The sequence below is a fragment of the Streptomyces cyanogenus genome (assembly GCF_017526105.1).
Classification (GTDB): domain Bacteria; phylum Actinomycetota; class Actinomycetes; order Streptomycetales; family Streptomycetaceae; genus Streptomyces; species Streptomyces cyanogenus.
In genome coordinates, this window is record NZ_CP071839.1 from 2657988 (window position 1) to 2681883 (window position 23896).

General features: G+C 73.1%; 21 protein-coding genes. 12 read left to right on the top strand and 9 right to left on the bottom strand.

Going from position 1 to position 23896, the window contains the following annotated elements; genetic code table 11:
- The first annotated feature begins 82 nt into the window (after positions 1–82).
- Together S1361_RS11875 and S1361_RS11880 are read left to right on the top strand one after the other, a co-directional pair.
- The gene (locus tag S1361_RS11875) at positions 83–292 is read left to right on the top strand and encodes a hypothetical protein (protein ID WP_208031819.1); all 210 of its coding nucleotides are present in this window, start codon (positions 83–85) and stop codon (positions 290–292) included.
- Between the two features lie 100 nt (positions 293–392).
- Positions 393–1922, top strand: a complete 1530-nt coding sequence (locus S1361_RS11880; RefSeq protein ID WP_208031820.1) for a hypothetical protein — start codon at positions 393–395, stop codon at positions 1920–1922.
- Positions 1923–2061: 139 nt separating this feature from the next.
- On the opposite strand, the gene S1361_RS11885 is transcribed toward S1361_RS11880, so the two are convergent.
- A complete protein-coding gene (locus S1361_RS11885; protein WP_028422454.1) occupies positions 2062–2418 on the bottom strand; it encodes an iron-sulfur cluster assembly accessory protein in 357 nt (118 codons plus the stop codon).
- Positions 2419–2674: 256 nt separating this feature from the next.
- On the opposite strand from S1361_RS11885, the gene nadA reads away from it, so the two are divergent.
- Positions 2675–3859, top strand: coding sequence for a quinolinate synthase NadA (nadA, locus tag S1361_RS11890; protein ID WP_208031821.1), 1185 nt, complete (start codon positions 2675–2677; stop codon positions 3857–3859).
- Between the two features lie 66 nt (positions 3860–3925).
- Here nadA and S1361_RS11895 read toward each other — a convergent pair whose 3' ends face one another.
- The 5 genes from S1361_RS11895 to S1361_RS11915 all read right to left on the bottom strand — a co-directional run bounded on the left by S1361_RS11895 (position 3926) and on the right by S1361_RS11915 (position 10917).
- Positions 3926–7033, bottom strand: a complete 3108-nt coding sequence (locus tag S1361_RS11895) for an efflux RND transporter permease subunit (RefSeq protein ID WP_208031822.1) — start codon at positions 7031–7033, stop codon at positions 3926–3928.
- Positions 7034–7190: 157 nt separating this feature from the next.
- Positions 7191–7871 carry a response regulator gene (locus tag S1361_RS11900; protein WP_208031823.1) on the bottom strand — a complete coding sequence of 227 codons (681 nt, stop codon included), beginning with the start codon at positions 7869–7871 and terminating at the stop codon, positions 7191–7193.
- Positions 7868–9085 (bottom strand): sensor histidine kinase, encoded by a 1218-nt coding sequence (locus tag S1361_RS11905; RefSeq protein ID WP_208031824.1) that lies wholly within the window; start codon positions 9083–9085, stop codon positions 7868–7870. The genes S1361_RS11900 and S1361_RS11905 overlap by 4 nt, the downstream gene beginning before the upstream one ends.
- Positions 9086–9825: 740 nt before the next feature.
- A complete protein-coding gene (gene pspAA / locus S1361_RS11910) occupies positions 9826–10104 on the bottom strand; it encodes a PspA-associated protein PspAA (protein ID WP_208031825.1) in 279 nt (92 codons plus the stop codon).
- Between the two features lie 33 nt (positions 10105–10137).
- Positions 10138–10917 carry a PspA/IM30 family protein gene (locus S1361_RS11915; protein ID WP_208031826.1) on the bottom strand — a complete coding sequence of 260 codons (780 nt, stop codon included), beginning with the start codon at positions 10915–10917 and terminating at the stop codon, positions 10138–10140.
- Positions 10918–11177: 260 nt separating this feature from the next.
- Here S1361_RS11915 and S1361_RS11920 point away from each other — a divergent pair, with 260 nt between their 5' ends.
- The 3 genes from S1361_RS11920 to S1361_RS11930 are packed head-to-tail and all read left to right on the top strand — an operon-like array spanning position 11178 to position 13737.
- A complete protein-coding gene (locus S1361_RS11920; RefSeq protein WP_208031827.1) occupies positions 11178–11804 on the top strand; it encodes a DUF3043 domain-containing protein in 627 nt (208 codons plus the stop codon).
- A gap of 47 nt (positions 11805–11851) precedes the next feature.
- A complete protein-coding gene (locus S1361_RS11925) occupies positions 11852–12589 on the top strand; it encodes a class I SAM-dependent methyltransferase (protein ID WP_243769512.1) in 738 nt (245 codons plus the stop codon).
- Positions 12590–12645: 56 nt separating this feature from the next.
- On the top strand, positions 12646–13737 hold the full coding sequence (locus S1361_RS11930; protein WP_208031828.1) for a S1C family serine protease: 1092 nt from the start codon (positions 12646–12648) through the stop codon (positions 13735–13737).
- Positions 13738–13787: 50 nt separating this feature from the next.
- On the opposite strand, the gene S1361_RS11935 is transcribed toward S1361_RS11930, so the two are convergent.
- On the bottom strand, positions 13788–13997 hold the full coding sequence (locus S1361_RS11935; RefSeq protein WP_208031829.1) for a hypothetical protein: 210 nt from the start codon (positions 13995–13997) through the stop codon (positions 13788–13790).
- Between the two features lie 79 nt (positions 13998–14076).
- On the opposite strand from S1361_RS11935, the gene S1361_RS11940 reads away from it, so the two are divergent.
- Complete coding sequence (locus S1361_RS11940) at positions 14077–15279, top strand: bifunctional adenosylcobinamide kinase/adenosylcobinamide-phosphate guanylyltransferase (RefSeq protein WP_208031830.1); 1203 nt, start codon at positions 14077–14079, stop codon at positions 15277–15279.
- 38 nt (positions 15280–15317) lie between these two features.
- On the opposite strand, the gene S1361_RS11945 is transcribed toward S1361_RS11940, so the two are convergent.
- Positions 15318–16298, bottom strand: a complete 981-nt coding sequence (locus S1361_RS11945) for a class I SAM-dependent methyltransferase (RefSeq protein WP_208031831.1) — start codon at positions 16296–16298, stop codon at positions 15318–15320.
- A gap of 133 nt (positions 16299–16431) precedes the next feature.
- Between S1361_RS11945 and cobT the strand changes: the two genes are divergently transcribed.
- The 3 genes from cobT (at position 16432) to S1361_RS11960 (ending at position 20351) form a co-directional block, all read left to right on the top strand.
- A complete protein-coding gene (gene cobT / locus S1361_RS11950; RefSeq protein WP_208031832.1) occupies positions 16432–17538 on the top strand; it encodes a nicotinate-nucleotide--dimethylbenzimidazole phosphoribosyltransferase in 1107 nt (368 codons plus the stop codon).
- A 202-nt stretch (positions 17539–17740) separates the two neighbouring features.
- Positions 17741–19546 carry a phosphatidylglycerol lysyltransferase domain-containing protein gene (locus S1361_RS11955; protein ID WP_243769145.1) on the top strand — a complete coding sequence of 602 codons (1806 nt, stop codon included), beginning with the start codon at positions 17741–17743 and terminating at the stop codon, positions 19544–19546.
- A 70-nt stretch (positions 19547–19616) separates the two neighbouring features.
- Positions 19617–20351 (top strand): hypothetical protein, encoded by a 735-nt coding sequence (locus S1361_RS11960; protein ID WP_208036561.1) that lies wholly within the window; start codon positions 19617–19619, stop codon positions 20349–20351.
- Here the strand turns inward: S1361_RS11960 and S1361_RS11965 are convergent.
- Positions 20291–21055 (bottom strand): hypothetical protein, encoded by a 765-nt coding sequence (locus S1361_RS11965; protein ID WP_208031833.1) that lies wholly within the window; start codon positions 21053–21055, stop codon positions 20291–20293. The two genes, S1361_RS11960 and S1361_RS11965, sit on opposite strands and share 61 nt — an antisense overlap.
- Positions 21056–21115: 60 nt before the next feature.
- Here S1361_RS11965 and S1361_RS11970 point away from each other — a divergent pair, with 60 nt between their 5' ends.
- Together S1361_RS11970 and S1361_RS11975 are read left to right on the top strand one after the other, a co-directional pair.
- Complete coding sequence (locus tag S1361_RS11970; RefSeq protein WP_208031834.1) at positions 21116–21877, top strand: adenosylcobinamide-GDP ribazoletransferase; 762 nt, start codon at positions 21116–21118, stop codon at positions 21875–21877.
- Positions 21878–22155: 278 nt separating this feature from the next.
- A complete protein-coding gene (locus S1361_RS11975; protein WP_208031835.1) occupies positions 22156–23700 on the top strand; it encodes a leucyl aminopeptidase in 1545 nt (514 codons plus the stop codon).
- The last annotated feature ends 196 nt before the right edge of the window (positions 23701–23896 follow it).

Consider the following 23896-nt stretch of genomic DNA (forward strand, 5'->3'; position numbering starts at 1 on the left):
GTCGGAAGCCGCCACTGAAGCTGGCAAAACTACCCGATAGTAGCTCTTTCTCCGCACCCTCAGCCGTGTCTACGGTGCCGTCATGACGAACCTCAAGGTCACCTCCACCACCCTGGCCGACCTCGACGGCGGCCTGGCCGCGCTGCGCGGCGACTGCGCCCGGATGGCTCCGCACTGGGCGGTCCCGGAGCACGCCGAGTCCCGGCCGGTGCCGCCGTCCCTCATCCACGGGGTGGACGTGCCGGTGCGCTCGGCCAGACTGCTGGACGCGATGTCCGACTACGGCGACTGACCGCGGGGCGCGCGCCCGGGAACCGTACGCTCCCCTCCTGCGTCCCATCGCCGTCCCCCGCGGCCGGGGATGAGGGACACGACCAGCGAGGAGCGATGCGGTGAACACCGAGCGGCCTGAGCACTCCGAAGCCCCCGAAGGGGCGGACCCGGGGCGGACGAGCAGTCGGCGCCCCACCGCCCTCGTCGTCGCCGTCGCCACCGCGGCCGTCCTCCTGGTCGGCGGCGGTGGCGCCTACCTCGCCGCGAGCGGCGGCACGGACGGCCGTACGGGCGGCACGGCCGCGCCCGGCGGAGCCGGCGGCACTCCCCCACCCCTCACCCTGGACGGCTGGGAGCACACCGGCACCGGCGGGATCGCGCCCGGCGAGCCGGATCCGTACGGCACCCGGTACGTGGTGCGGGGCGAGCTGCCGGACGGCCCCGGTACGGCGCCGGTGTACGAGCCGCGGGGCGAGGTCGGCCGGGACCGGGTGGTCCGGCTGGCCAAGGCGCTCGGGATCGACGGGGCGCCGGTGGCCGAGGGCCGGATCTGGCGGGTCGGCGGTCAGGACGGCTCCGGGCCGAGCCTGACGGTGAACCGGGACGCGCCGGGCAGCTGGAGTTTCGACCGGTACCCGCCCGGCACCGACAACTGCCGGAAGGTGACCGTCTGCGCACAGGATCCGGGTGCCCCGGCCGGCGACCCGGTGAGCGTGGCCAAGGCCGAGAAGGCGGCGGCGCCGGTGCTGAAGGCGGCGGGCCTGGACGACGCGAAGCTCGACGCGGGCCAGGTCATGGGCGCCCGCCGGGTGGTGAACGCCGATCCGGTGGTCGGCGGGCTGCCCACGTACGGCTGGACGACCGGCCTGACCGTGGACCGCAACGGCGAGCTGGTCGGCGGTCACGGGCTGCTGGGCGCGCCGGTGAAGGGCGACACGTATCCCGTGCTGGGCGCGGAGAAGACGCTGGAGCTGATGAACAAGGGGGCGAAGGGCGATCACCGGATGGGGATCGGCGGGTGTGCCAGCCCGGTGCCGCTGAAGGACCGGCTGGAGCAGCCGTGCGGGGCGTCCACGGGGGCGCCGAAGCCGTCGGCGGACCAGGAGACGCACACCGGCACGGTCACGGTCGAGAAGGCGGTGTTCGGGCTGGCCGCGCACTCCGTCGGCGGTCGGCAGACGCTGGTGCCGTCCTGGCTGTTCCGGGTGCGGGGGTCGGCGGCGGACGACGCGTTCACGGTGACGTACCCGGCGGTCGACCCGAAGTACCTGACGTCGGCGTCCGCGCCCTCTTCGCCCTCCTCGTCTCCCTCCTCGGCGCCGTCGGCGTCCGGGGCGCCCGGGAAGAGCCGGAGCGTGCAGGTGAACGCCTACACGGCCGAGGGGCGGACGCTGAACCTGGGCTTCTACGGCGGGGTGTGCGCCGACTACACCACCTCGGCCCGGGAGAGCGGCGACCGGGTGACGGTGACGGTCACCGAGAAGCCCTGGCCGAACCGGGTGTGCGTCCTGATGGCGAAGCAGTACGTGAAGACCGTGACGCTGCACGCGCCGCTGGACGGGCGGACGGTGGTCGGCACGGACGGCAAGGCGGTCCCGAAGGCGAAGCCGGGCTCGCTGCGGCCGGACGCGTCGGCGCGGGCGCGCTGACCGGGCCCGGAAGACGCGGGCGCACTGGCCGGGCACGGAAGCGCGGGCGTCCGGGCAGCGGAGACGAAAAGGGCGGCGGCCCCCCGAAGGGGACCGCCGCCCTTTCTGCCATTTCCGTGCCTGTGCGGCCGGCGACGGCTCAGCTGAAGGAGTCGCCGCAGGCGCAGGAGCCGGTCGCGTTCGGGTTGTCGATCGTGAAGCCCTGCTTCTCGATCGTGTCCACGAAGTCGATGGTGGCGCCGCCCAGGTACGGAGCGCTCATCCGGTCCGTGACGACCTTGACCCCGCCGAAGTCCTTCTCCACATCGCCGTCGAGCGAGCGCTCGTCGAAGAAGAGCTGGTAGCGCAGGCCGGAGCAGCCGCCGGGCTGGACGGCGACGCGCAGCGCGAGGTCGTCGCGGCCTTCCTGGTCGAGCAGGGCCTTGACCTTGGCCGCGGCGGCGTCGGTCAGGATGATGCCGTCGGTGACGGTGGTGGTCTCGTCCGATACGGACATCTACATCTCTCCCGGGTTGTACGGAGACTGCTTGCCGACGAGTGCAACCGGCGCTTCCGCGGATTCATTCCGGGCCGGGCAGTCGCGTTTGTGCTTCCGACTTCATGCTCGCACACGCCCGTGGGAGCCGACAGCGGCCCACGGAGGGACCCGGGCGGGATTCACGTCACATGGACGCTATGGCCATCGTCAAAGTGACGTGAACCGGTTATGATAGATAGCGTCAGTTAGACGAAAAGTAGAAAGGGTGCGTGTCGTGACCACCGCCCAGACCCAGGAGCTCGACGTGCAGCCGACTCCGCTCGCCCTGCTGCTGCTCGGCCGTGAGGCCGACCCGAAGAGCGAGCGGGGCGTCGAGTGTCCCGGTGACCTGCCGTCGCCGTCCGACCCCGATCTGGTCGAGCGTGCCCGCGCCGCCAAGGAGAAGCTCGGCGACAAGGTCTTCGTGCTCGGCCACCACTACCAGCGCGACGAGGTCATCCAGTTCGCCGACGTCACGGGCGACTCCTTCAAGCTGGCCCGGGACGCGGCGGCGCGCCCGGAGGCCGAGTACATCGTCTTCTGCGGTGTGCACTTCATGGCCGAGTCGGCGGACATCCTGACCTCGGACGACCAGAAGGTCGTCCTGCCCGACCTCGCCGCCGGCTGCTCCATGGCCGACATGGCGACGGCCGAGCAGGTCGCCGAGTGCTGGGACGTGCTGACCGAGGCGGGCATCGCCGAGCAGGTGGTCCCCGTGTCGTACATGAACTCCTCCGCCGACATCAAGGCGTTCACCGGCAAGCACGGCGGCACGATCTGCACCTCGTCCAACGCCAAGCGCGCCCTGGACTGGGCCTTCGAGCAGGGGGAGAAGGTCCTCTTCCTGCCGGACCAGCACCTGGGCCGCAACACCGCCGTCCGGGACATGGGCATGTCCCTGGACGACTGCGTGGTCTACAACCCGCACAAGCCGAACGGCGGCCTGACCGCCGACGAGCTGCGCGCCGCGAAGATGATCCTGTGGCGCGGCCACTGCTCGGTCCACGGCCGTTTCTCGCTGGACTCGGTCAATGACGTCCGCGAGCGCATCCCGGGCGTGAACGTCCTGGTCCACCCCGAGTGCAAGCACGAGGTCGTGGCCGCGGCGGACTACGTCGGCTCGACCGAGTACATCATCAAGACCCTCGAAGCCGCCCCGGCCGGTTCCAAGTGGGCCATCGGCACCGAGCTGAACCTGGTCCGCCGGCTGGCGAACCGTTTCGCGCCCGAGGGCAAGGAGATCGTCTTCCTCGACAAGACGGTCTGCTTCTGCTCGACCATGAACCGCATCGACCTGCCCCACCTGGTCTGGGCCCTGGAGTCCCTGGCCGAGGGCAACCTGGTCAACCGCATCGAGGTCGACAAGGAGACGGAGGCGTTCGCCAAGCTCGCGCTGGAGCGGATGCTGGCGCTGCCGTAGCCCGCGGCGGTCGTGACGCGCGCAGGGGGCCGCACCTGGTGGTGCGGCCCCCTTTTCGTGCTGCGGCTAGACCTGCGCCGGCTGCGGCTCTTCGGAGGCCTTGGCCGTCGGCTGCCTCTTCGCGGCCCGCTTCTTCGCCCTGCGCTCCTTGCGCAGCTCCAGCATCGCGTAGAGCGTCGGGACGAGGAGCAGGGTCAGCAGGGTCGAGGTGATCAGGCCGCCGATGACCACCACGGCGAGGGGCTGGGCGATGAAGCCGCCCTCGCCGGTGACGCCCAGGGCCATCGGGAGCAGGGCGAAGATGGTCGCCAGCGCCGTCATCAGGATCGGGCGCAGCCGGTGCCGGCCGCCCTCGATCACGGCTTCCACCACGCCGTGGCCCTGCGCCCGGTACTGGTTGATCAGGTCGATCAGCACGATCGCGTTGGTCACCACGATGCCGATCAGCATCAGCATGCCGATCATCGCGGGCACGCCCATCGGGGTGCCGGTGGCGACCAGCAGGCCGATCGCACCCGTCGCCGCGAACGGGACGGAGACCAGCAGGATCAGCGGCTGGGCGAGCGAGCGGAACGTCGCGACCAGGAGCATGAAGACGATCGCGATGGCCGCCAGCATGGCCAGGCCCAGGTTCTTGAACGCGTCGTCCTGGTCGGAGCTGACGCCGCCGATCTCGGCCGTGGCGCCCGCGGGGAGCTTCAGAGCCTTGATCTTCGTCTGGAGCTTGCTGCTGATCGCGCCGGTGTTGTCACCGGTCGGCCTCGCCGTGACGGTGGCCGCGCGCTGCCCGTCGATGCGGGTCATGGACACCGGGCCGTCCACCAGCCGCACCGTGGCGATGTCGCCGAGCTTCACCGTGCCGAGGCGCAGGTTCTTCAGCTGGGCCAGCGTGGTCGCGGGCTTCGCCGACCGTACGACGACGTCCCGCTCGGTGTCGTCCAGGATCGCCTTGGCCGCCGTCGTACCGCGCACGGCCTGCGCCACCGCGGCGCCCAGCTTCTGGTCGTCGAACCCGGCCGCCGCCGCCTTGGCGTTCGCCTTGACGGAGATCCGCGGCACGCTCCGCGCGAGGTCGCTGCCGACGTCCGTGACGTGGTCGAGGCCGGCGACCGTGGAGCGGACCTGCTCCGCCGCCGTCCGCAGCGTCTTCGGGTCGGACGCCTTGACCACCACGCTCAGGTCCTGGTTGCCGAAGCCGTCACCGGCCGACACGGTGGTCGTACCGATGCCCTTGAGCTTCTTCAGGCCGTCCTCCAGGTGCTTCTGCACGTCGTCGTAGGACGCGGAGTCCTTCAGCATCACCTGGTACGACGCCTGGTTGGTGTCGGTGCCGCCGCCGAAGGCCGCCATGAAGCCGGAGGAGCCGACGGTGACCTGGTAGTCCTTCACGCCCTCGGTGGAGGCGAGCAGCTTCTCGACCTTCTTCGCCTGCGCGTCGGTGGCTGCCAGGCTGGTGCCGGGCTTCAGCTTCTGCTTGACGGTGAGGACCTCCTGCTCGCCCTGGTCGAAGAAGTTCGTCTTCAGCAGGCCGGACATGCCGAAGGTGACGACCAGGACGACGAGCGCGATGAGCACGCTGGTGAGCCGGCGGCGGGTCGCGAAGCGCAGGACGGGGACGTAGGCGCGCTGGAGCCGGCTGCCGGCCTCCTTCTCCTCGGCCTTGCGGCGGGCCTCGGCCGCGTCGTCGGGGGTGCCCTTCGGGGCGCGCAGGAACCAGTACGACAGGACCGGCACGACCGTCAGCGACACGAGCAGGGAGGCCAGCAGAGCCGCCGTCACCGTGATGCTGAAGGAGCCGAAAAGTGCGCCCACCATGCCGCCGACCAGGCCGATCGGCAGGAACACGGCGACCGTGGTGAGGGTCGAGGAGGTGACCGCCCCGGCCACCTCGCGCACCGCGGTGAGGATGGCCTCCTTGCGCTCCTCGCCGTAGCCGAGGTGCCGCTTGATGTTCTCCAGGACCACGATCGAGTCGTCGACGACCCGGCCGATGGCGATGGTCAGCGCGCCCAGCGTGAGCATGTTCAGCGACAGGTCGCGCATCCACAGCACGAGCAGCGCGAGGACCACGGACAGCGGGATGGACACCGCGGTGACCAGGGTGGAGCGGACCGAGGCCAGGAAGACCAGGATCACCAGGACCGCGAAGAGCAGGCCGAGCGCGCCCTCCGTGGTCAGGCCCTTGATGGACTTGGACACGGCCGGTCCCTGGTCACTGACGACGGTGAGCTTCGCGCCGGAGCCGAGGTCCGCGCGCAGCCCGGGCAGCTTGTCCTCGACCGCGTTCGAGATGGACACCGCGCTGCCGTCGTGGTCCATCGTGACGTTGACGGCGAGGCTGGGCCGGCCGTCGGTGCGGGTGATGGAGTCGGCCGGGGCCGGCTGTTCCTTCACGGTGGCCACGGACCCGAGGCGCACCGGCTTCCCGGCACCCTCGCCGGTGACCCTCAGGTCCTCGATCTGCTTCAGCGAGGTGAAGCCGCCGCCGACCTGGACGGTGCGGTTCGCGCCGTCCTCGTCGAACGAGCCGGCCGGGACGGTCGCGCCGCCCGCCTGGAGGGCCTGGCCGAGAGCGGCGGAGGTGAGGCCGGCCCGGGCGAGCTTCGCGTCGTCCGGGGTGACGGTGACCTGCAGGTCACGGACGCCCATGACCTGGACGCGGCCGACGCCGTCGATGTCCTTCAGGGCCGGTACGACGGTGGTGTCGAGCTGGTCGGCGAGGGCCTGCTGGTCCTTGTCCGAGGTGACGGCGAGGACCACGGTCGGCATGTCGTCCGTGGAGCCGGAGACGACCTGCGGGTCGACGTCGTCCGGGAGCCGGTTGCGGGCCCGGTTCACGGCCTGCTGGACGTCGGAGACGATGCGGTCGGTGTCGTTGCCGTAGTCGAAGGACGCCATGATCACGGCGTTGCCCTCGCTCGCGGTGGAGGTGACTCCGGTGACGCCGTCGACGCCCTGGAGGTTGTCCTCGATCGGCTCGACGACCTGCTTCTCGACCACGTCGGGCGAGGCACCCTGGTACGGCGCGATGACCGACACCATGGGCAGTTCGATGGTGGGCAGCAGCTGCTGCTTGATCTGGGGTATCGCGATCAGCCCGAAGGCGAGCGCGATGATCGACACGAGCCCGACGAGGGCCCGTTGCGCAAGGCTGAACCTGGACAGCCACGACATGGGTCAGGGTCTCTCTTCTGTGAGCGGCAGAAGCGGCAGGGACGCAGGTGAGCGCCCACCCGACCACCTTGGGCCATGCCGGGGGCCCGTTCCGTAGGCCCCAGGTCCCGTTCCCTTATCGCGCCCCTACTCCGCGCGCAGTACGCGGGGGTGGAGATCACTCCATCCTCGGACGGACCAGCCCCGACTCGTACGCGATCACGACGAGCTGCGCCCGGTCGCGCGCGCCCAGCTTCGCCATGGCCCGGTTGACGTGCGTCTTCACCGTCAGCGGGCTGACCGCCAGGCGTTCGGCGATCTCGTCGTTGGAGTGGCCGCCGGCGACCTGGACGAGGACCTCCCGCTCCCTGCCGGTCAGCGCGCCTAGCCGCTCGGAGCGGGCCGGGTCGCGGCCGTCGCCGTCGTCGCCCTGCGCGAGGAAGCGGGCGATCAGGCCCTTGGTGGCGGCCGGGGACAGCAGCGCCTCGCCGCCGGCCGCGACCCGGATGGCGCTCAGCAGCTCCTCGGGTTCGCTGCCCTTGCCGAGGAAGCCGGAGGCGCCGGCCCGCAGCGCCTGGACGACGTAGTCGTCGACCTCGAACGTGGTCAGGATGACCACACGGACCTGCGCGAGGGAGGGATCGGCGCTGATCAGCCGGGTCGCGGCGAGACCGTCGGTGCCGGGCATCCGGATGTCCATGAGGACGACGTCGGGGCCGTGCTCCCGGGCCAGGCGGACCGCCTCCGCGCCGTCGGAGGCCTCCCCCACCACCTCCATGTCGGGCTCGGAGTCGACCAGCACCCGGAACGCGCTGCGCAGCAGTGCCTGGTCGTCGGCGAGCAGGACACGGATGGTCATACGGGCTCCCCCTGGGCCGTCGTCGTCTTGACCGGCAGGATCGCATGGACCCGGAAGCCGCCGCCGTAGCGGGGCCCGGTGGTCAGGGTGCCGCCGAGGGCGGTGACCCGCTCGCGCATGCCGAGCAGCCCGTGCCCGCCGCCGGCCGCCGGCTCGCCGGCCGCGCCCGAGCCGTCGTCCAGCACGGTGACCTCCACGTTCGGTCCGACCCGTACGACGCTCACCTCGGCCTCGGCGTCGGGACCGGCGTGCTTCTGCACGTTGGTGAGCGCCTCCTGGACGATCCGGTAGGCGGCCAGGTCGACGGCGGCCGGGAGTTCGGTGCCCTGGTCGGCGCGGGCCACGGCCACCGGCAGGCCCGCGCTGCGGAAGGTGTCGGCCAGCTCCTCCAGCCGGCTCAGGCCGGAGGCCGGTTCGGTGGGGGCCTCCGGGTCTCCGGACTGACGGAGCAGGCCGACGGTGGCGCGGAGTTCGTTCAGCGCGCTGCGGCTGGCCTCCCGGACGTGCGCGAGGGCCTCCTTGGCCTGGTCGGGCCGCTTGTCCATGACGTGGGCGGCGACGCCGGCCTGCACATTGACGAGGGCGATGTGGTGGGCGACGACGTCGTGCAGGTCGCGGGCGATGCGCAGCCGCTCCTCCGCGACCCGGCGGCGCGCCTCCTCCTCACGGGTGCGCTCGGCGCGTTCCGCGCGCTCCCGGATGGCCTGGACGACCGCGCGGCGGCTGCGTACGGCGTCCCCGGCGGTGGCGCCGATGCCGGTCCAGGCGAGCACGCCCAGGTTCTCCTGGGCGTACCAGGGCAGCGGGCCGGCGAGCATGGCGGCGGCCGTCAGCACGGTCATGGTGAGCAGGCCGAGTCGCCAGGTGGTGGACCGGTCGGTGGTCGCGGCCACGGTGTACAGGGCGACGACGGCGGACATCGCGACCGGGGTGCGCGGGTCGCCGGTGACGAACTCGACGAGGGACACCGTGCCGGTGACGGCCAGGACCGTGCGCGGGGTGCGGCGGCGGAAGACGAGCGCCGCCGCGCCGGCCAGCATCAGCAGCAGGCTCAGGACGTCGGGGATCCGCAGCTCCCAGACGACGCCGTGCTCGCGCCGGGGCACGGCGAAGGAACCGGCGACCATGCATGCCAGCACGCCCGCCGCGAGGGCCGCGTCCAGCGCGAGGGGGTGCGCCCTGAGACTGCACCGGGCGCGTTCGAGAGTGCTCACGGAGGAACAGTACGGTTCCGGCACCGGGCCGCGGGGGCCGAGAGCGCGGCCGAGGGGTGCGGGGCCGCGGGGGGCCGAGAGCGCAGCCAAGGGGCGCGGAGCCGCAGGGATCGAGAGCGCAGCCCAAGGGGCGCGGAGCCGCAGGGATCGAGAGCACAGCCAAGGGCCGCGGAGCCGCAGGGATCGAGAGCACAGCCAAGGGCCGCGGAGCCGCAGGGATCGAGAGCACAGCCAAGGGCCGCGGAGCCGCAGGGATCGAGAGCGCAGCCCAAGGGGCGCGGAGCCGCAGGGATCGAGAGCGCAGCCAAGGGCCGCGGAGCCGCAGGGATCGAGAGCGCAGCCCAAGGAGCGAGGCCGCGAAGGCCGAGAACACGGCCAAGGGACACGCGACCGCGAGGGCCCAAAGCACGGCCCAAGCGGCAGGGCCGCGAAGGCCGAGAACACGGCCAAGGGGCGCGGGCCGCGAGGGCCGAGGACGCGGACAAGGGACACGCGACCGCGACGGCCCAAAGCACGGCCGCACGGCCAAGGGCGGGGTCACGACCGTCGGAACGCAGCCAAGGGCACAAGGCCACGGGGCTCAGAGCGCGGGCCAAGGCGCGCAGGGCAAGGGCCACGCGACCGCGAGGGTCCGCCGGACCGCGACGGCCCAGAGCGCGGCCAAAGGGCGCGGGGAAACGCGCGGGCGGTGGGCACGTGCCGGATCACGGGCGCCCCGGGCTCTCGGGGCGCTCGTGTGCTCAGCCCGGGATCAGCCCCTCGTCGCTCAGCAGTTCCCGGACCTCCTCCAGCGTCGCGTCGGCCGACGGCAGGATCAGGTCGGACGGCTCCAGCGAGGCGTCCGGCAGCGGCGTGCCGAGCCGGCGGACGGCGTCCAGGAGGGCGCCGAGGGTGCGGCGGAAGCCGTCCTCGTCGCCGCTCTCCATCTCGGCCAGCAGCTCGTCGTCCAGCTGGTTCAGCTCGGCGAGGTGGCTGTCGTCCAGCCTCACCTGGCCCTCCCCCATGATCCGTACGATCACGTCGGCCTCCTCGGCTCGGGCCCCGGCGCCGGGCTACTGCTTGTCGAAGCGCGGGGTGTCCTGCGGCTGCTGCTGGGACTGCCCCTGACCGGTGCCGCCCTCGATGGCCTGCTGCGGGGAGCCCCCGGCCAGCTCGGCCTTCATGCGCTGCAGTTCCAGCTCTACATCCGTACCACCGGAGAGCCGGTCCAGCTCGGCCTGGATGTCGTCCTTGTGCATGCCGGACTGGTCGTCGAGGGCGCCGGAGGCGAGCAGCTCGTCGATGGCGCCGGCCCGGGCCTGGAGCTGGGCGGTCTTGTCCTCGGCGCGCTGGATGGCCAGGCCGACGTCGCCCATCTCCTCGGAGATGCCGGAGAAGGCCTCGCCGATGCGGGTCTGGGCCTGGGCGGCGGTGTAGGTGGCCTTGATGGTCTCCTTCTTGGTACGGAAGGCGTCCACCTTGGCCTGGAGGCGCTGGGCCGCCAGGGTGAGCTTCTCCTCCTCGCCCTGGAGGGTCGCGTGCTGCGTCTCCAGGTCCGTGACCTGCTGCTGGAGCGCGGCCTTGCGAGACAGCGCCTCGCGGGCCAGGTCCTCCCGGCCGAGCGCGAGCGCCTTGCGGCCCTGGTCCTCCAGCTTGGCGGACTGCTGCTGGAGCTGGTTGAGCTGGAGCTCCAGGCGCTTGCGGCTGGTCGCCACGTCGGCCACGCCGCGCCGCACCTTCTGCAGCAGCTCCAGCTGCTTCTGGTAGGAGTAATCGAGGGTCTCGCGCGGGTCCTCGGCCCGGTCAAGGGCCTTGTTCGCCTTCGCGCGGAAGATCATCCCCATACGCTTCATGACACCGCTCATGGGCTTCGCGCGCCCCCTTCTGACGGACTCCAGCTCACCGATCCTGCGACAGGACCCACAGTACGGGCCCTGCTTCCATTACCGCACTGTTCGCGGGGTGATGCGCTCATCCCCGAGGACGACTGCGGACCGCACCGCTCCGGCGTGAGGAGTAGGTGATCCACCCGGATCCCCACCGCATCCGTCCCCGCGCTGTCCCTCTGAAGACGTCCGGCGTTGCCGGATCGTTCCCCACCGGACTGGGGTCCATGCCGGTGCAGCCCTTACCCTTGGGTTTTGTGTTCCGTAGCCGTGCCAAGGAAGAGAAGGCCCCCGCCGACAAGGCGGCGGTGACCGACTCCAAGCAGACCCGTGACCCGCAGGCCCCGAAGGGCAGGCCCACGCCCAAGCGCAGTGAGGCCCAGTCCCAGCGCCGCAGCGTCGCCCACACGCCGACGAACCGCAAGGAGGCAGCCAAGCGCCAGCGCGAGGAGCGGCGGCGGGCGCTGGAGCGGCAGCGCCAGGCGCTGGCCGGCGGCGACGAGCGGTATCTGCCCGCCCGGGACAAGGGCCCGGTCCGCCGGTTCGCCCGGGACTGGGTGGACTCGCGCTTCAACGTCGCGGAGTTCTTCCTGCCGCTCGCCGTGGTCATCCTGGTGCTGAGCGTGGTGCGGGTGCCCGCGATCCAGAGCATCGCGCTGCTGCTGTGGCTGGTCGTGATCGTGCTGATCGTGCTGGACGCGGCGTTCAGCGGCTTCCGGCTGAAGAAGCGGCTCAAGGAGCGCTTCGGTGACGAGAACACGCGCGGTGCGGTCGCCTACGCCCTGATGCGGTCTCTGCAGATGCGCCGGCTTCGGCTGCCGAAGCCGCAGGTCAAGCGCGGAGAGCGGCCCTGAGCGCTGACGCTTTCACCGGGCGCGCGGCCGAGGCCCGGCCGAACAGGCTGGGCGGTCTGCGGGATGTCGTCAGCCAGGAGCTGGTGGCGCGGCAGCTGGACGAGCAGATAGCCGGGCGGTTCCCGGTCGGACGGCGGCTGCGGGTGCTCGACGTGGGGATGGGCCGGGGCGAGCAGGCGCTGCGGCTGGCCCGGCTCGGTCACCAGGTGACCGGGGTCGAGCAGGACGCGACGATGATCGCCGCCGCCCGGGAGGCCGTGGCCCGGGAACCGGAGGGCATCCGGGAGCGGGTCCGGCTGGTGCAGGGCGACGGGCGGGACACCGGCGTGCACTTCCTGCCGGGCAGCTTCGACGTGGTGCTGTGCCACGCCGTACTGATGTACGTCGAGGAGCCCGACCCACTGGTGGCGGGCCTGGCCCGGATGCTGGCCTCCGGCGGCCTGCTCTCCCTCCTGGTTCGCAACGGCGACGCGCTCGCCATGCGCCCGGGCCTGACCGGTGACTGGGCCGGCGCCCTGGCCGCGTTCGACACCACCGCCTACCGCAACCGCCTCGGCCTGGACGTCCGCGCCGACCGTCTGGCCTCCCTGACCGCCACGCTCGCCGGCATCGCCGCGCCGCTGCACGCCTGGTACGGCGTCCGGGTCTTCACGGACACGGCGGCGGACGACGCGGCGATACCCGACGACCTCCGGACGCTGCTGGCGGTGGAGGAGCGGGCCGGGCGTACGGACCCCTATCGCGGGGTGGCGGCGCTGCTGCATCTGTGCGGGGTACGCGGCTGAGCCCGTTCGGGGCAACAGCACGGGACGGATGATCACCTTCCGGTGAGACTCGGGGCATGGACGCTTCCCGTACCCGCGCGCGTGCCCCGCGGACGGCCGTCCGCGCCGCCGCGCTGGCGTGCTGCGCCGCCCTCGCCGCCGGCTGCACGGTTCCGGCCGTCCCGGCCGGTCCGGACACCACGGCGACGGCTCCGGAGGGCGCCCGGGCGGGCGTGCCGATGGCCGCGAGCGACCTGCAGAACCAGTACCAGAGGGTCATCAAGGACGTCCTGCCGTCGGTCGTGCAGATCCAGGCGAGCCACGACCTGGGCTCCGGGGTGGTGTACGACGGCAACGGACACATCGTCACCAACGCGCACGTCGTCGGGTCGGAGAAGACCTTCCAGGTGACCACGGCCAACAGCGAGGAGCCGCTCACCGCGAGCCTGGTCTACTCCTACCCCGAGCAGGACCTGGCCGTGATCCGGCTGGACCGGGTGCCGGACGGGCTGAAACCGGCGGTGTTCGGGAACTCCGACAAGGTGGAGGTCGGCCAGATCGTGCTGGCGATGGGGTCGCCGCTGGGGCTGTCGTCCAGCGTGACCCAGGGGATCGTCTCGGCGACCGGACGGACCGTCAGCGAGGGCGACGACGCAGGCGGTACGGGCGCGACGATCGCGAACATGGTGCAGACGTCGGCCGCGATCAACCCGGGCAACAGCGGCGGCGCCCTGGTCGGCCTCGACGGGCAGGTGATCGGCATCCCGACGCTCGCGGCGGCCGACCCGAGCCTCGGCGGCAGCGCGGCGCCGGGCATCGGGTTCGCGATCCCGGCGTCGATGGTGCGGACGATCGCCGACCAGATCGTCAGGCAGGGCAAGGTCGTCGACTCCGGGCGGGCGGCCCTCGACATCACGGCGCGGACCGTCGTGGACGACCGCTACCGGCCGGTCGGGGTGGCGGTGGTCAGCGTCCGGGCCGGCGGCGCGGCCGCACGGGCGGGCCTGCTGCCCGGGGACATCATCACCAAGGTGGGTGACCAGCCCATCACCACCATCACCTCGCTCGCCGAGGCCCTGGCGGCCGGCAGGCCGGGCGGACGGACGTCGGTGACGTACCTGCGCGACGGCACGGAGAAGACGGTCCAGGTGACGCTGGGCGAGCAGTGAGGAGAGCGGCCCGGCGGCCCCCTCCCCACCTTCTCGCCCCGCCGGCCGGCTCAGGCGTCGGCGTGCAGGCTCATGGGCCCGTAGATCTCGGTGGTCTCCTCGAACAGCCGCACCTGGTCGGCCCCGCCCTCCAGCAGCGCCTTCCAGTGTTCGCCGATCCAGGACTCGGCGTCGCCCTGGGTGGTGAACTCCTCGGGCTGCACCGCCGGCTGGACCTCCGTCCCGTCGGCCTTCTCGAACCGCCACGTCCATGCCGTCATGTGGGCCTCCTTTGATCCAACACCTGCCGAGAGCCTAGCCGGAAGCGCAAGACCTGCTCGGAGAGGCGAAAATCGATCTGTGGACATCACTCTGCTCGGTACCGGCTCCCCCGTGGGACTGCCTCGCCCCGACTGTTCCTGTGCCGCCTGTGCGACCGCGCTCGGGCCGGACGCACGGGCCGCGACCGCGGTGCTGGTGGACGGCGCGCTGCTGCTCGATCTGACGCCGGGTGCGGCCTTCGCGGCCGCGCGCGCCGGGCATTCGCTGGGCGGGGTACGGCAGGTGCTGCTGTCCCATCCGCACGACGGCCCTGCGGTGGAGGTGCCGGCCGGGCTGCCGCAGCCCGGGCGGGTGCCGGACGGGCGGGAGTTGGCGCTGCTGACGGGGCATCGGGTGCGGGCGGTGGCGATGGACGCGGGCGGCACCGGGTACGCGGTGACCGGGCCGGACGGGCAGCGGCTGCTGTACCTGCCGCCGGGCGGGGCGCCGGCCGGTCTGGAGGAGGCGACGGCGGAGTCGTACGACATGCTCCTCGCGGACGTCGTCGGGCGCCCCGACGCGCTCGCCCGGCTGCGCGCGGTGGGTTCGGTCGGCCCCACGACGGACGTGCTCGCCGTCCACCTGGACCACGACGTGCCGCCGGGCGCGGAGTTGCGGCGCCGGCTCGCGGCGGCCGGGGCGCGGGCGGTGCCGGACGGTACGACGCTGGTGGTCGGGGCGTACGAGGAGGTGCCGGACGTGCCGCGGCGGACGCTGGTGCTGGGCGGGGCGCGCTCGGGCAAGTCGGTGGAGGCGGAGCGGCGGCTGGAGGCCTTCCCGGACGTGCTGTACGTGGCGACGGGCGGCACGCGGGGCGGGGACACCGAGTGGGCGGCGCGGGTGGCCGCGCACCGGGAGCGGCGGCCGGGGTCGTGGCGTACGACGGAGACGACGGACCTGGTGCCGCTGCTCGCCGAGGACGGGCCGCCGCTGCTGATCGACTGTCTGTCGCTGTGGCTGACCGATGTGATGGACTCCGTCGGCGCGTGGGACGACGCGGAGTGGGCGGGCGGTGGCGAGAAGGCGTTGCGGGAGCGGGTGCGGGAGCTGGCGTCCGCGGTGCGGGCCACCCGGCGGACCGTGGTGGCGGTGTCCAACGAGGTCGGTTCCGGGATCGTCCCGGCGACGGCCTCGGGGCGGCGGTACCGGGACGAACTGGGGCGCCTGAACGCGGCGTTCGGGGCGGAGTGCGAGCAGGTGCTGCTGGTCGTCGCCGGGCAGGCGCTGGTGCTCCGGGGGTGAGCCGGGCAACGGCGCGACCAGCCCCCGCGTGCCCGCGGCTAGGGCGACTTCCGCGCCACGATGCGGTACGCGTTCGAGAAGCGGGTGCGGCGGAGGAAGGGGGCCAGGACATGGTCCAGTGCCGCGGCCACGTCCAGGAGGGGGCTCGCCGCGAGCCGGAGCAGTGGGTGGCTGCGGGCCAGGGAGAGGGCGACGGCGGCTGCGAGGTCGTAGGGCAGGTGCGGATCCCTGCGGTCCGTGACCAGGATCGTGCAGCCCAGGGTCTCCAGCTCCGCGCGCAGGTTGGCCGGGGGCAGCAGGTGCAGGTGGCGCGGCTGGCCGTAGGGGAGCCACCGTTTGCCGAGCAGCGTGGCGAAGACGCAGCGGGGGTCCGGGAGTTCGACGACCAGGTGACCGCCGGGCCGCAGCACGGTCAGCGCGGCGCGGAGTTCGGCGCGCGGGTCGGGCGCGTGCTGCAGGTGGTGGAACAGGGTGACCACGTCGTAGCGGGCGCGCAGCCGCGCAGCCGTCCCCGGCGTCGCCAGGTAGCCCCGGTGCGCCTCCTCCACCCGCCCCGCCAGCAGCGCCTGCTCCACACGGGCCGCGGGATCGAGCCCGTCGAAGCTGGTGTAGGGGAAGAACTCCTTCGCCGCCTCGGGAAAGCGGCCGTACCCCGTGCCGACGTCCAGCCAGCTCTCCGGCTCCGGCAGGGCCGACAGGCGCCGGGCGGTGGTGCGGTGCCGGCGGTGGACCGCCCGGGGCGAGAGGACGCGGGCGGTGAGCTCGTCGAGGTGCCTGTCGTAGAACTCCCGGTGGAAGAAGGCGATGCCCTCCGCGGTGAGCCGCGGGTTCTGGAAGGCGTGGCCGCAGTCCCGGCATCCGTCGAGGACGAACGTGCCCGGCCGGTGCCGCAGCGGGTCGGGGGCGCGCACCCGGGTGCGCAGCCTGCGGGAGCCGCACCAGGGGCAGTCCTCACGGCGCGGCTCCTGGAAGGGGTCGAGGGGGGTGGTGGTCTGCGGGGTGAGGGGCGAGGTCGGCATGGGCGGCTCCCTGTGCGACATTCCGCGGCAAACCGGAACGTATGGGATACCTGTCCGAGGTGCAAAGACGTCGCGGGGGTGTGGTGGCGATGTGGCGCCGGAGCGCTCGTTCTCTGGCGGTACTGTTCGGCGAATGAGCAGCCTTAATCTGGACGACTTCACCGATCTGATCGAGCGCCCGGACGGGGGCGTGCGCCGTGACGCCGAGGCCCGGCGGGAGCGCCAGATCGTGCCGCCGGGGGCGCTGGGCCGGCTGGACGAGTTGGGCGAGTGGCTGGCGGCGGCGCGGGGCACCGTACCGGTGCGGCCGGTCGAACGGCCGCGGGTGGTGCTGTTCGCCGGTGACCACGGCGTCGCCGAGCTGGGCGTGTCGGCGCGGCCCGCGGGCGGTGCGGAGCAGCTGGTGCGGGCGGTGCTGGAGGGTGCCGGCCCGGTGTCCGTGCTCGCGCGCCGACTGGAGGTGCCGGTACGGGTCGTGGACATGGCGCTGGACTGCGAGCCGGACGTCTTCCCGAAGGACGTGACACGGCACCGCGTGCGGCGGGGCAGCGGCCGTATCGACATCGAGGACGCGCTCACCGTGGAGGAGGCGGAGGCCGCGCTGCTGGCGGGTGTCGCGGTCGCCGACGAGGAGGCCGACTCGGGTACCGATCTCGTGGTGCTCGGCGATGTCAGTGTGGGCGGGACCACGCCGGCGGCGGTGCTGATCGCCGCGCTGTGCGGGACCGACGCGTCCGTGGTGACCGGGCGGGGCGGGGTCGCGATCGACGACCTGGCGTGGATGCGCAAGTGCGCGGCGATCCGGGACGCCCTCCGGCGGGCCCGGCCGGTGCTCGGGGACCAGCTCCAGCTGCTGGCGGCGGTGGGCGGGGCGGACCTCGCGGCGATGACCGGGTTCCTGCTCCAGTGCGCGGTGCGGAAGCTGCCGGTGATCCTCGACGGGGTCGTGGCCGCCGCGTGCGCGCTGGTCGCCCAGCGGGTCGCGTTCCGGGCGCCGGACTGGTGGCTGGCCGGCCACGACAGCGGGGAGCCGGGGCAGGCGAAGGCGCTGGACCGGATGGCCCTCGAACCGCTGCTGGAGCAGGGCGTGAAGGTCGGCGAGGGCGTCGGCGCGCTGCTGGCGCTGCCGCTGGTACGGGCCGCGGCCGCGCTGGCCGCGGAGTTGCCGGAGAAGCCGGCCGCCGAGGAGACGGCGGGCGCCGAGGCGGCGCAGGCAGTGGAGGCGCCGGAGACGGAGTAGTCGCTCGCGGCCGGTTCGGCACCGCCGGACCGCGCCGCTTCGGCTGAGCGTTGTTGCGGCGGAGAAGAGTGACCGGCGGAGAAGCGCGACGACGGAAAAGGGGCCGACCGAGAAGAGTGATGCGGGGGAAGCGGAAGGGCGGCGTCCTCGCGCGGGTGAAAAGTGCGGTTCGCCATGGCCGTGACCCATATGATCCTGCTCCATGGGAGATGCCCGAATTGCCGTGGAGCAGCGAGTCGAGGCGGCGCGGACGGGTGAGCGCGTGCGGCGGTCCCCGGCGGCTTCCCGGCGGGCCGCCGCGTTCGTCGTCTGGTACCTGCGGACCGTCGCCTTCGTCAACTTCCTCAGCGCGGTGTGGGTCTCGCTCGGCCAGGACGTGCGCCGGCACAACCAGGACGACTTCTTCACGCCGTACCTGCTGACGGCCGGCTTCGCCTCCGGTGTGTTCACCGCCTTCCTGGCGATCACCATGCGGCGCCGCAAGCGCGCCGCATGGATCCTCAACCTGGTGGTGAGCGGGCTCTTCCTCGCGCTGTTCGCGTTCGCCATGGCGTTCCCGGAGATCCGGCGGTACCCGCAGAACTGGGTCTCCCTGGCGCTGACGGCCGCCTTCGTGGGCGCTCTGCTCGTCGGCCGGCGGGAGTTCTACGCCAAGGGCGACCGGTCCAACCCGCGGCTCGCGGCCACGGTGGCCGTCGGCGGCGGGCTGGCGGCGAGCCTGCTGGCCGGGCTGCTCGTGACGGTCACCAACCAGGCGCCGGACGCGGCCCGGTCGACGTTCCCGGAGCGCTGGCACTACGGCGCCCTGCGGCTGGTCTCCGTGGCCGCCGAGGAGTCCCACTTCCCGGGCATCGACCCGCCGAACTGGGCCAACGTGGCGGTCAACGTGCTCAGTACGGCCCTGCTCCTGGCCGTCCTGTACGCCGCCTTCCGGTCCCGGCGAGCCGTGGACCCGCTCACCGAGGACGACGAGAAGCGGCTGCGCGAGCTGCTGGAGCGGCACGGCGACCGCGACTCGCTCGGCTACTTCGCGCTGCGCCGGGAGAAGAGCGTCGTGTGGTCGCCGACGGGCAAGGCGGGCGTCGTCTACCGGGTGGTCGGCGGGGTGAGCCTGGCGTCCGGGGACCCGATCGGGGATCCGGAGGCGTGGCCGGGGGCGATCGTGCCGTGGCTCGCCCAGGCGCGGGCGCACGGCTGGATCCCGGCGGTGATGGGGGCGAGCGAGGAGGCCGGGACGGTCTACTCCCGGCACGGCCTGAACGCGCTCGAACTCGGGGACGAGGCGATCGTGGAGGTCGCCGAGTTCACCCTGGAGGGCCGGGCGATGCGCACCGTCCGGCAGGCGTACAACCGGGTGCAGCGGTCCGGGTACCGGGTGCGCATCCGGCGGCACGCGGACATCCCGGCGCATGAGATGGCGTACCTCCTCGAACGGGCCGACGACTGGCGGGACGGCGCCACCGAGCGCGGCTTCAGCATGGCGCTGGGCCGGCTCGGGGACCCCGGCGACGGCCGGTGCGTGATGCTGGAGTGCACGGACGCCGAGGGCCGGCTGCGGGCGCTGCTGAGCTTCGTGCCGTGGGGGCCGCACGGGCTGTCACTGGACCTCATGCGCCGCGGCCGGGACGCCGACGGCTCCGCCAACGGGCTGATGGAGTTCATGGTCATCGAGTTGCTGCGGCGGGCCGGCGAGATCGGGATCACGCAGGTCTCACTGAACTTCGCGATGTTCCGGTCGGTCTTCGAACGTGGCGCACGTCTCGGTGCCGGTCCGGTGCTGAGGCTGTGGCGGTCGCTGCTCAGCTTCTTCTCACGCTGGTGGCAGATCGAGTCGCTGTACCGCGCCAACGCGAAGTACCGGCCCATCTGGGAGCCGCGGTTCCTGCTCTTCGAGAAGAGCGCGGACCTGCTGCGCATCGGCCTCGCCTCGGCCCGCGCGGAAGGCTTCCTGGAGGCGCCGGGGCTGCCGAAGTGGCTGCACCGCAGGCACCTGGACACGCACCGATGAGACACGCTCGACGGGGGAACGCTAGATGGCCGGAACGCTCGACGGGGGAACGTACGACGAGGAACGTGCGATGAGGGCCCTGGCCCGCTGGGCACGTGCCGAGTGGGGACCGCTGTGCGCCGCCGCGCGCGAGCCCCTGCGCCGACGGGGGCTCGCGGCGGTCCCGATGTCGGTCGCCGCGGTGGGCCTGACGGCGTTCCTGCAGTACGTGCAGAACCAGCCCTGGGGCTACCAGCCGGTGCAGAACCTGGGTGCCGTACGGGCCGAGGACCCGCTGTGGCTGGCCCTGCTGCGCACGCCCCTGTCGCTGTTCGTGCCCGCGCTGGACCTGCCGGTGTGGGGGGCACTGGCCCAGATCCTGCTGGTGTTCGGGATCGCCGAGCTGTGCCTGGGCTGGTGGCGGACGCTGGTCATCGCCTACGTCGCCACGCTCGCCGGCACCCTGTACGCGCGCCTGGGCATCACCCTCGGCGGACACGCCCCGTTCGGGCTGCCGTGGACCGACGCGCAGGTGGTGGACACCGGCCCGTCGGCGGCCGTCGTGGGGCTCGCGGTGTTCGTGGCCTGGCGGTACGGCGCCTATGTGACGGCGGGTGCGGTGACCCTGGCGATGGTCGTCGAGGTGCTGGTGAAGGAGAACCTGGCGGGCAAGGAGCACCTGGCCGCACTGATGGCGGTGGGGGTGCTGTGCCTGCTGGCGGCGTTGCGGCAGCAGCGGGCGAGCCGGCCGCGCCGCGCCTTCCGTCACTTGCGGCCGGGCAGGCGCGCCGGACGCGGGTCGGGTCTGCCGCCGATCCAGTCCTGAACGGCGCGGCTCGGCCCGGCCCAGCGGCGGTCGTGCCGGTAGGCGCGCAGGGCGGCCTTGGCGCGGGCGCGGGGGCGGCGGCCGTAGAAGCGGCGGGCCCACGGGGAGCCGGGGCGGGCGAGCCGGATCGCGCCGACCAGGGCGACCGGCGACACGATCGCTCCGACGACTGCGGTGCGGGCCTTGCCCTTGGCCAGGGCGATGAGCGAGAGGAGAAAGTTCCCGGCGATGGTGGCGAGGACGTCGCCGCGGCTCTGGAGCTCCTCCTGCGACAGGTCGTTGACGCCGAACGGGGAGAAGCCGGCGAGCAGCAGGCCCACGAGGGCGGCGGTGAGCACGACGACCTCGACGCTCTTGCGGCCCTCCTCGGTCCAGTAGACGTCGTCCAGGTGCAGGATCAGCGCGAACTCGTCCAGGACCAGGCCCGCGCCCATCCCGAACAGCACGGCGGAGACGGTCCCGCCGGCGCCGTGCCGGTCGCTGGCGACCGCGCCGAAGCCGCCGACGACGGTCAGCAGGACCCCGGGAACCACGTGGTGGATGTGCAGCCCGCCCGCCTTGACGTTGCCGAACGGGCCCTTGCCGGCCCGGATCAGACGGGTGATGACCCGGGTGACGACGAAGGTCAGCACGAAGGCGGCGAGGGCGAGCAGCAGCGGGAGTTTGCCCGGCTCGACGATGTTCCGCACCCACCAGTGCCCCATGTGCGCACTGTATCCCCGGCGCCGGTCGGTGGCCCTCCGGCCGCCCGGTACCCTGCGCCGGTGCAAAGATCCTCTGCCCTCGACGGTCTCCGGTTCGCCTTCGGCACCCTCACCGTGCTGCCCGTCCGGGTGCACCGCTGGGACCGGGTGGCCGCGCGCGGAGGCATGCTGTCGGCGCCGGTGGCCGGGCTGGTCGTCGGCGGCTGCGCGGCCGGGCTCGGTGTGCTGCTGCTCCTCCTCGGCGCGGGCCCGCTGCTCGCCGCCGTCGCCTCGGTCGCCGTACCGGCCGCGCTGACCCGGGGCCTGCACCTCGACGGGCTCGCCGACACCGCCGACGGACTGGGCAGCGGCAAGCCCGCCGAGGACGCGCTGCGGATCATGAAGCAGTCGGACATCGGGCCGTTCGGGGTGCTCACCCTCGTCCTGGTGCTGCTGGCCCAGGTCGCCGTGCTGGCGCAGCTCTACGACGACTCCTGGGGCCGGGGTGCGGTGGCGGCCGTGGCCTCGGCGGTCGCGGCCCGGCTGGCCCTCACCCTGGCCGCCCGCGCGGGGGTGCCGGCCGCCCGCCCGGAGGGGCTCGGGGCGGCGGTGGCCGGGGTGGTGCCGGGGGCTGTCGCCGTGGCAGTCGCGGTCGGGGTGGTGGCGGTGGCCGGGGTGGCGGGCCTCCGGGTCGCCGCGGCGGTGGGGGCGGGGGCCGGTGGGGCCGAGGTGTTGCTGCGGGTGTGCGTCCGCCGGTTCGGCGGGGTGACCGGAGATGTGTTCGGGGCGGTTGCCGAGACGGCCGCGACCGTGTCCCTCGTGGTGCTGGCCCTCGGCCGGTAGCGCCTTCCGTCCCGGGGCGTCCGGCCACGGGCGCCGGACCCGGCGGGAGACCCGACGAGCGAGGGACGAAGTGGACGCGACATCGCGCACGAGCGAACACCCGAAGGAATGAGCGAACGCACCCACGCGCGTAGTCTCGTCCCGGGTGTTCGCCGACAGGGTGAAGGCCCCGGTTGCCACCTGTCCCCAGGCATGGACCTAGGGTCGGCTCTCGGGCCCGGTCGACCCACCCCATTTCGGCCACTGCAACTTCACATCGGAAGCGAGATTTCACCACCGTGACTGCTCTGACTCTCAGCACCGCCGCGGCGCCCGGCCTGCGGGCCGACGCGATCGTGATCGGTGTCGCCAAGGGCGCCCAGGGGCCCGTCGTAGCGCCGGGCGCCGAGGCCGTGGACAAGGCGTACGACGGCAGGCTGGCCGGCGTCCTGGAGACCCTCGGCGCCTCCGGTGCCGAGGGCGAGCTGACGAAGCTGCCCGCACCGGCCGGCTTCAAGGCCCCGCTCGTGGTGGCGGTGGGCCTCGGCGCGGAGCCCGACGACAAGGACGGCGAGGACGGCTACGACGCCGAGGCGCTGCGCAGGGCCGCCGGCGTGGCCGCCCGCGCGCTCACCGGGTCCCGGAAGGCCGCGTTCGCGCTGCCCGTGGACGGCCCCGGCGCCGTCGGCGCGATCGGCGAGGGCATCCTGCTCGGCGCCTACTCCTTCGACACCTACAAGGGCGGCGCCCAGGACGCCAAGACCGCCAAGGCCAGGAACGGCAAGGCGCCGCTGGCCGAGGCCGCGCTGCTCGGGGGCAAGCCGCGCGACGCCGCCCACAAGGCCGCGCTCGCCCGCGCGGTCGCGGTCTGCGAGGAGCTGAACCGCGCCCGCGACCTGATCAACATGCCGCCGAACGACCTCACCCCCGCGATCTTCGCCGGCATCGCGCAGACCGCGGCCAAGGAGCACGGCCTCAAGGTGCAGGTGCTCGACGACAAGGCCCTGGCCAAGGGCGGCTACGGCGGCATCCTCGGCGTCGGCGGCGGTTCGACGGCCACCCCGCGCCTGGTGAAGCTGACGTACCGGCACCCGAAGGCGGAGAAGCACCTGGCCTTCGTCGGCAAGGGCATCACCTACGACTCGGGCGGCATCTCGCTGAAGCCGGCCGGCCACAACGAGACGATGAAGTGCGACATGAGCGGTGCCGCCGCCGTGTTCGCCGCGGTCGTCGCCGCCGCGCGCCTCGGGCTGGAGGTCAACGTGACCGGCTGGCTGGCGCTGGCCGAGAACATGCCGTCCGGCTCCGCCGTGCGCCCGGGTGACGTGCTGCGCATGTACAGCGGCAAGACGGTCGAGGTGCTCAACACGGACGCCGAGGGCCGGCTGGTGCTCGCCGACGCGCTGTGGGCGGCCTCGCAGGAGAGCCCGGACGCGATCGTGGACGTGGCCACGCTGACCGGCGCGATGATGCTGGCGCTGGGCAGCCGGACGTTCGGTGTCATGGCCAACGACGACGCGTTCCGCTCGGCGGTGTACGAGGCGGCGGAGGAGGTCGGCGAGCCGGCCTGGCCGATGCCGCTGCCGGAGCACCTGCGCAAGGGCATGGACTCGTCCGTGGCCGACATCGCGAACATGGGCGAGCGGATGGGCGGCGGTCTGGTCGCCGGTCTCTTCCTCCGCGAGTTCGTGGGCGAGGGCATCACGTGGGCGCACCTCGACATCGCCGGACCGGCGTTCAACGAGGGCGGGCCCTTCGGGTACACACCCAAGGGTGGTACCGGTTCCGCCGTGCGTACGCTGGTGCGGCTGGCCGAGCTGACCGCTGCGGGTGACCTGGGCTGAGTCGCCCGGCGGCTCGGTCCGGTCGGCAGTACGGCGTCCGCAGGGGCGTGGGGCTCGTCCGCGCAGTTCCCCGCGCCCCTGTCGCGGCGGGCCTTCGTTTTCCGGTGAACGTGGGACGTCTCACACACGGGCCCGGCGTCTCGATCCCCTCCGACAAGTGCAAAGATGGAGCCCGGCAGGACAGGGCCCCCACCGA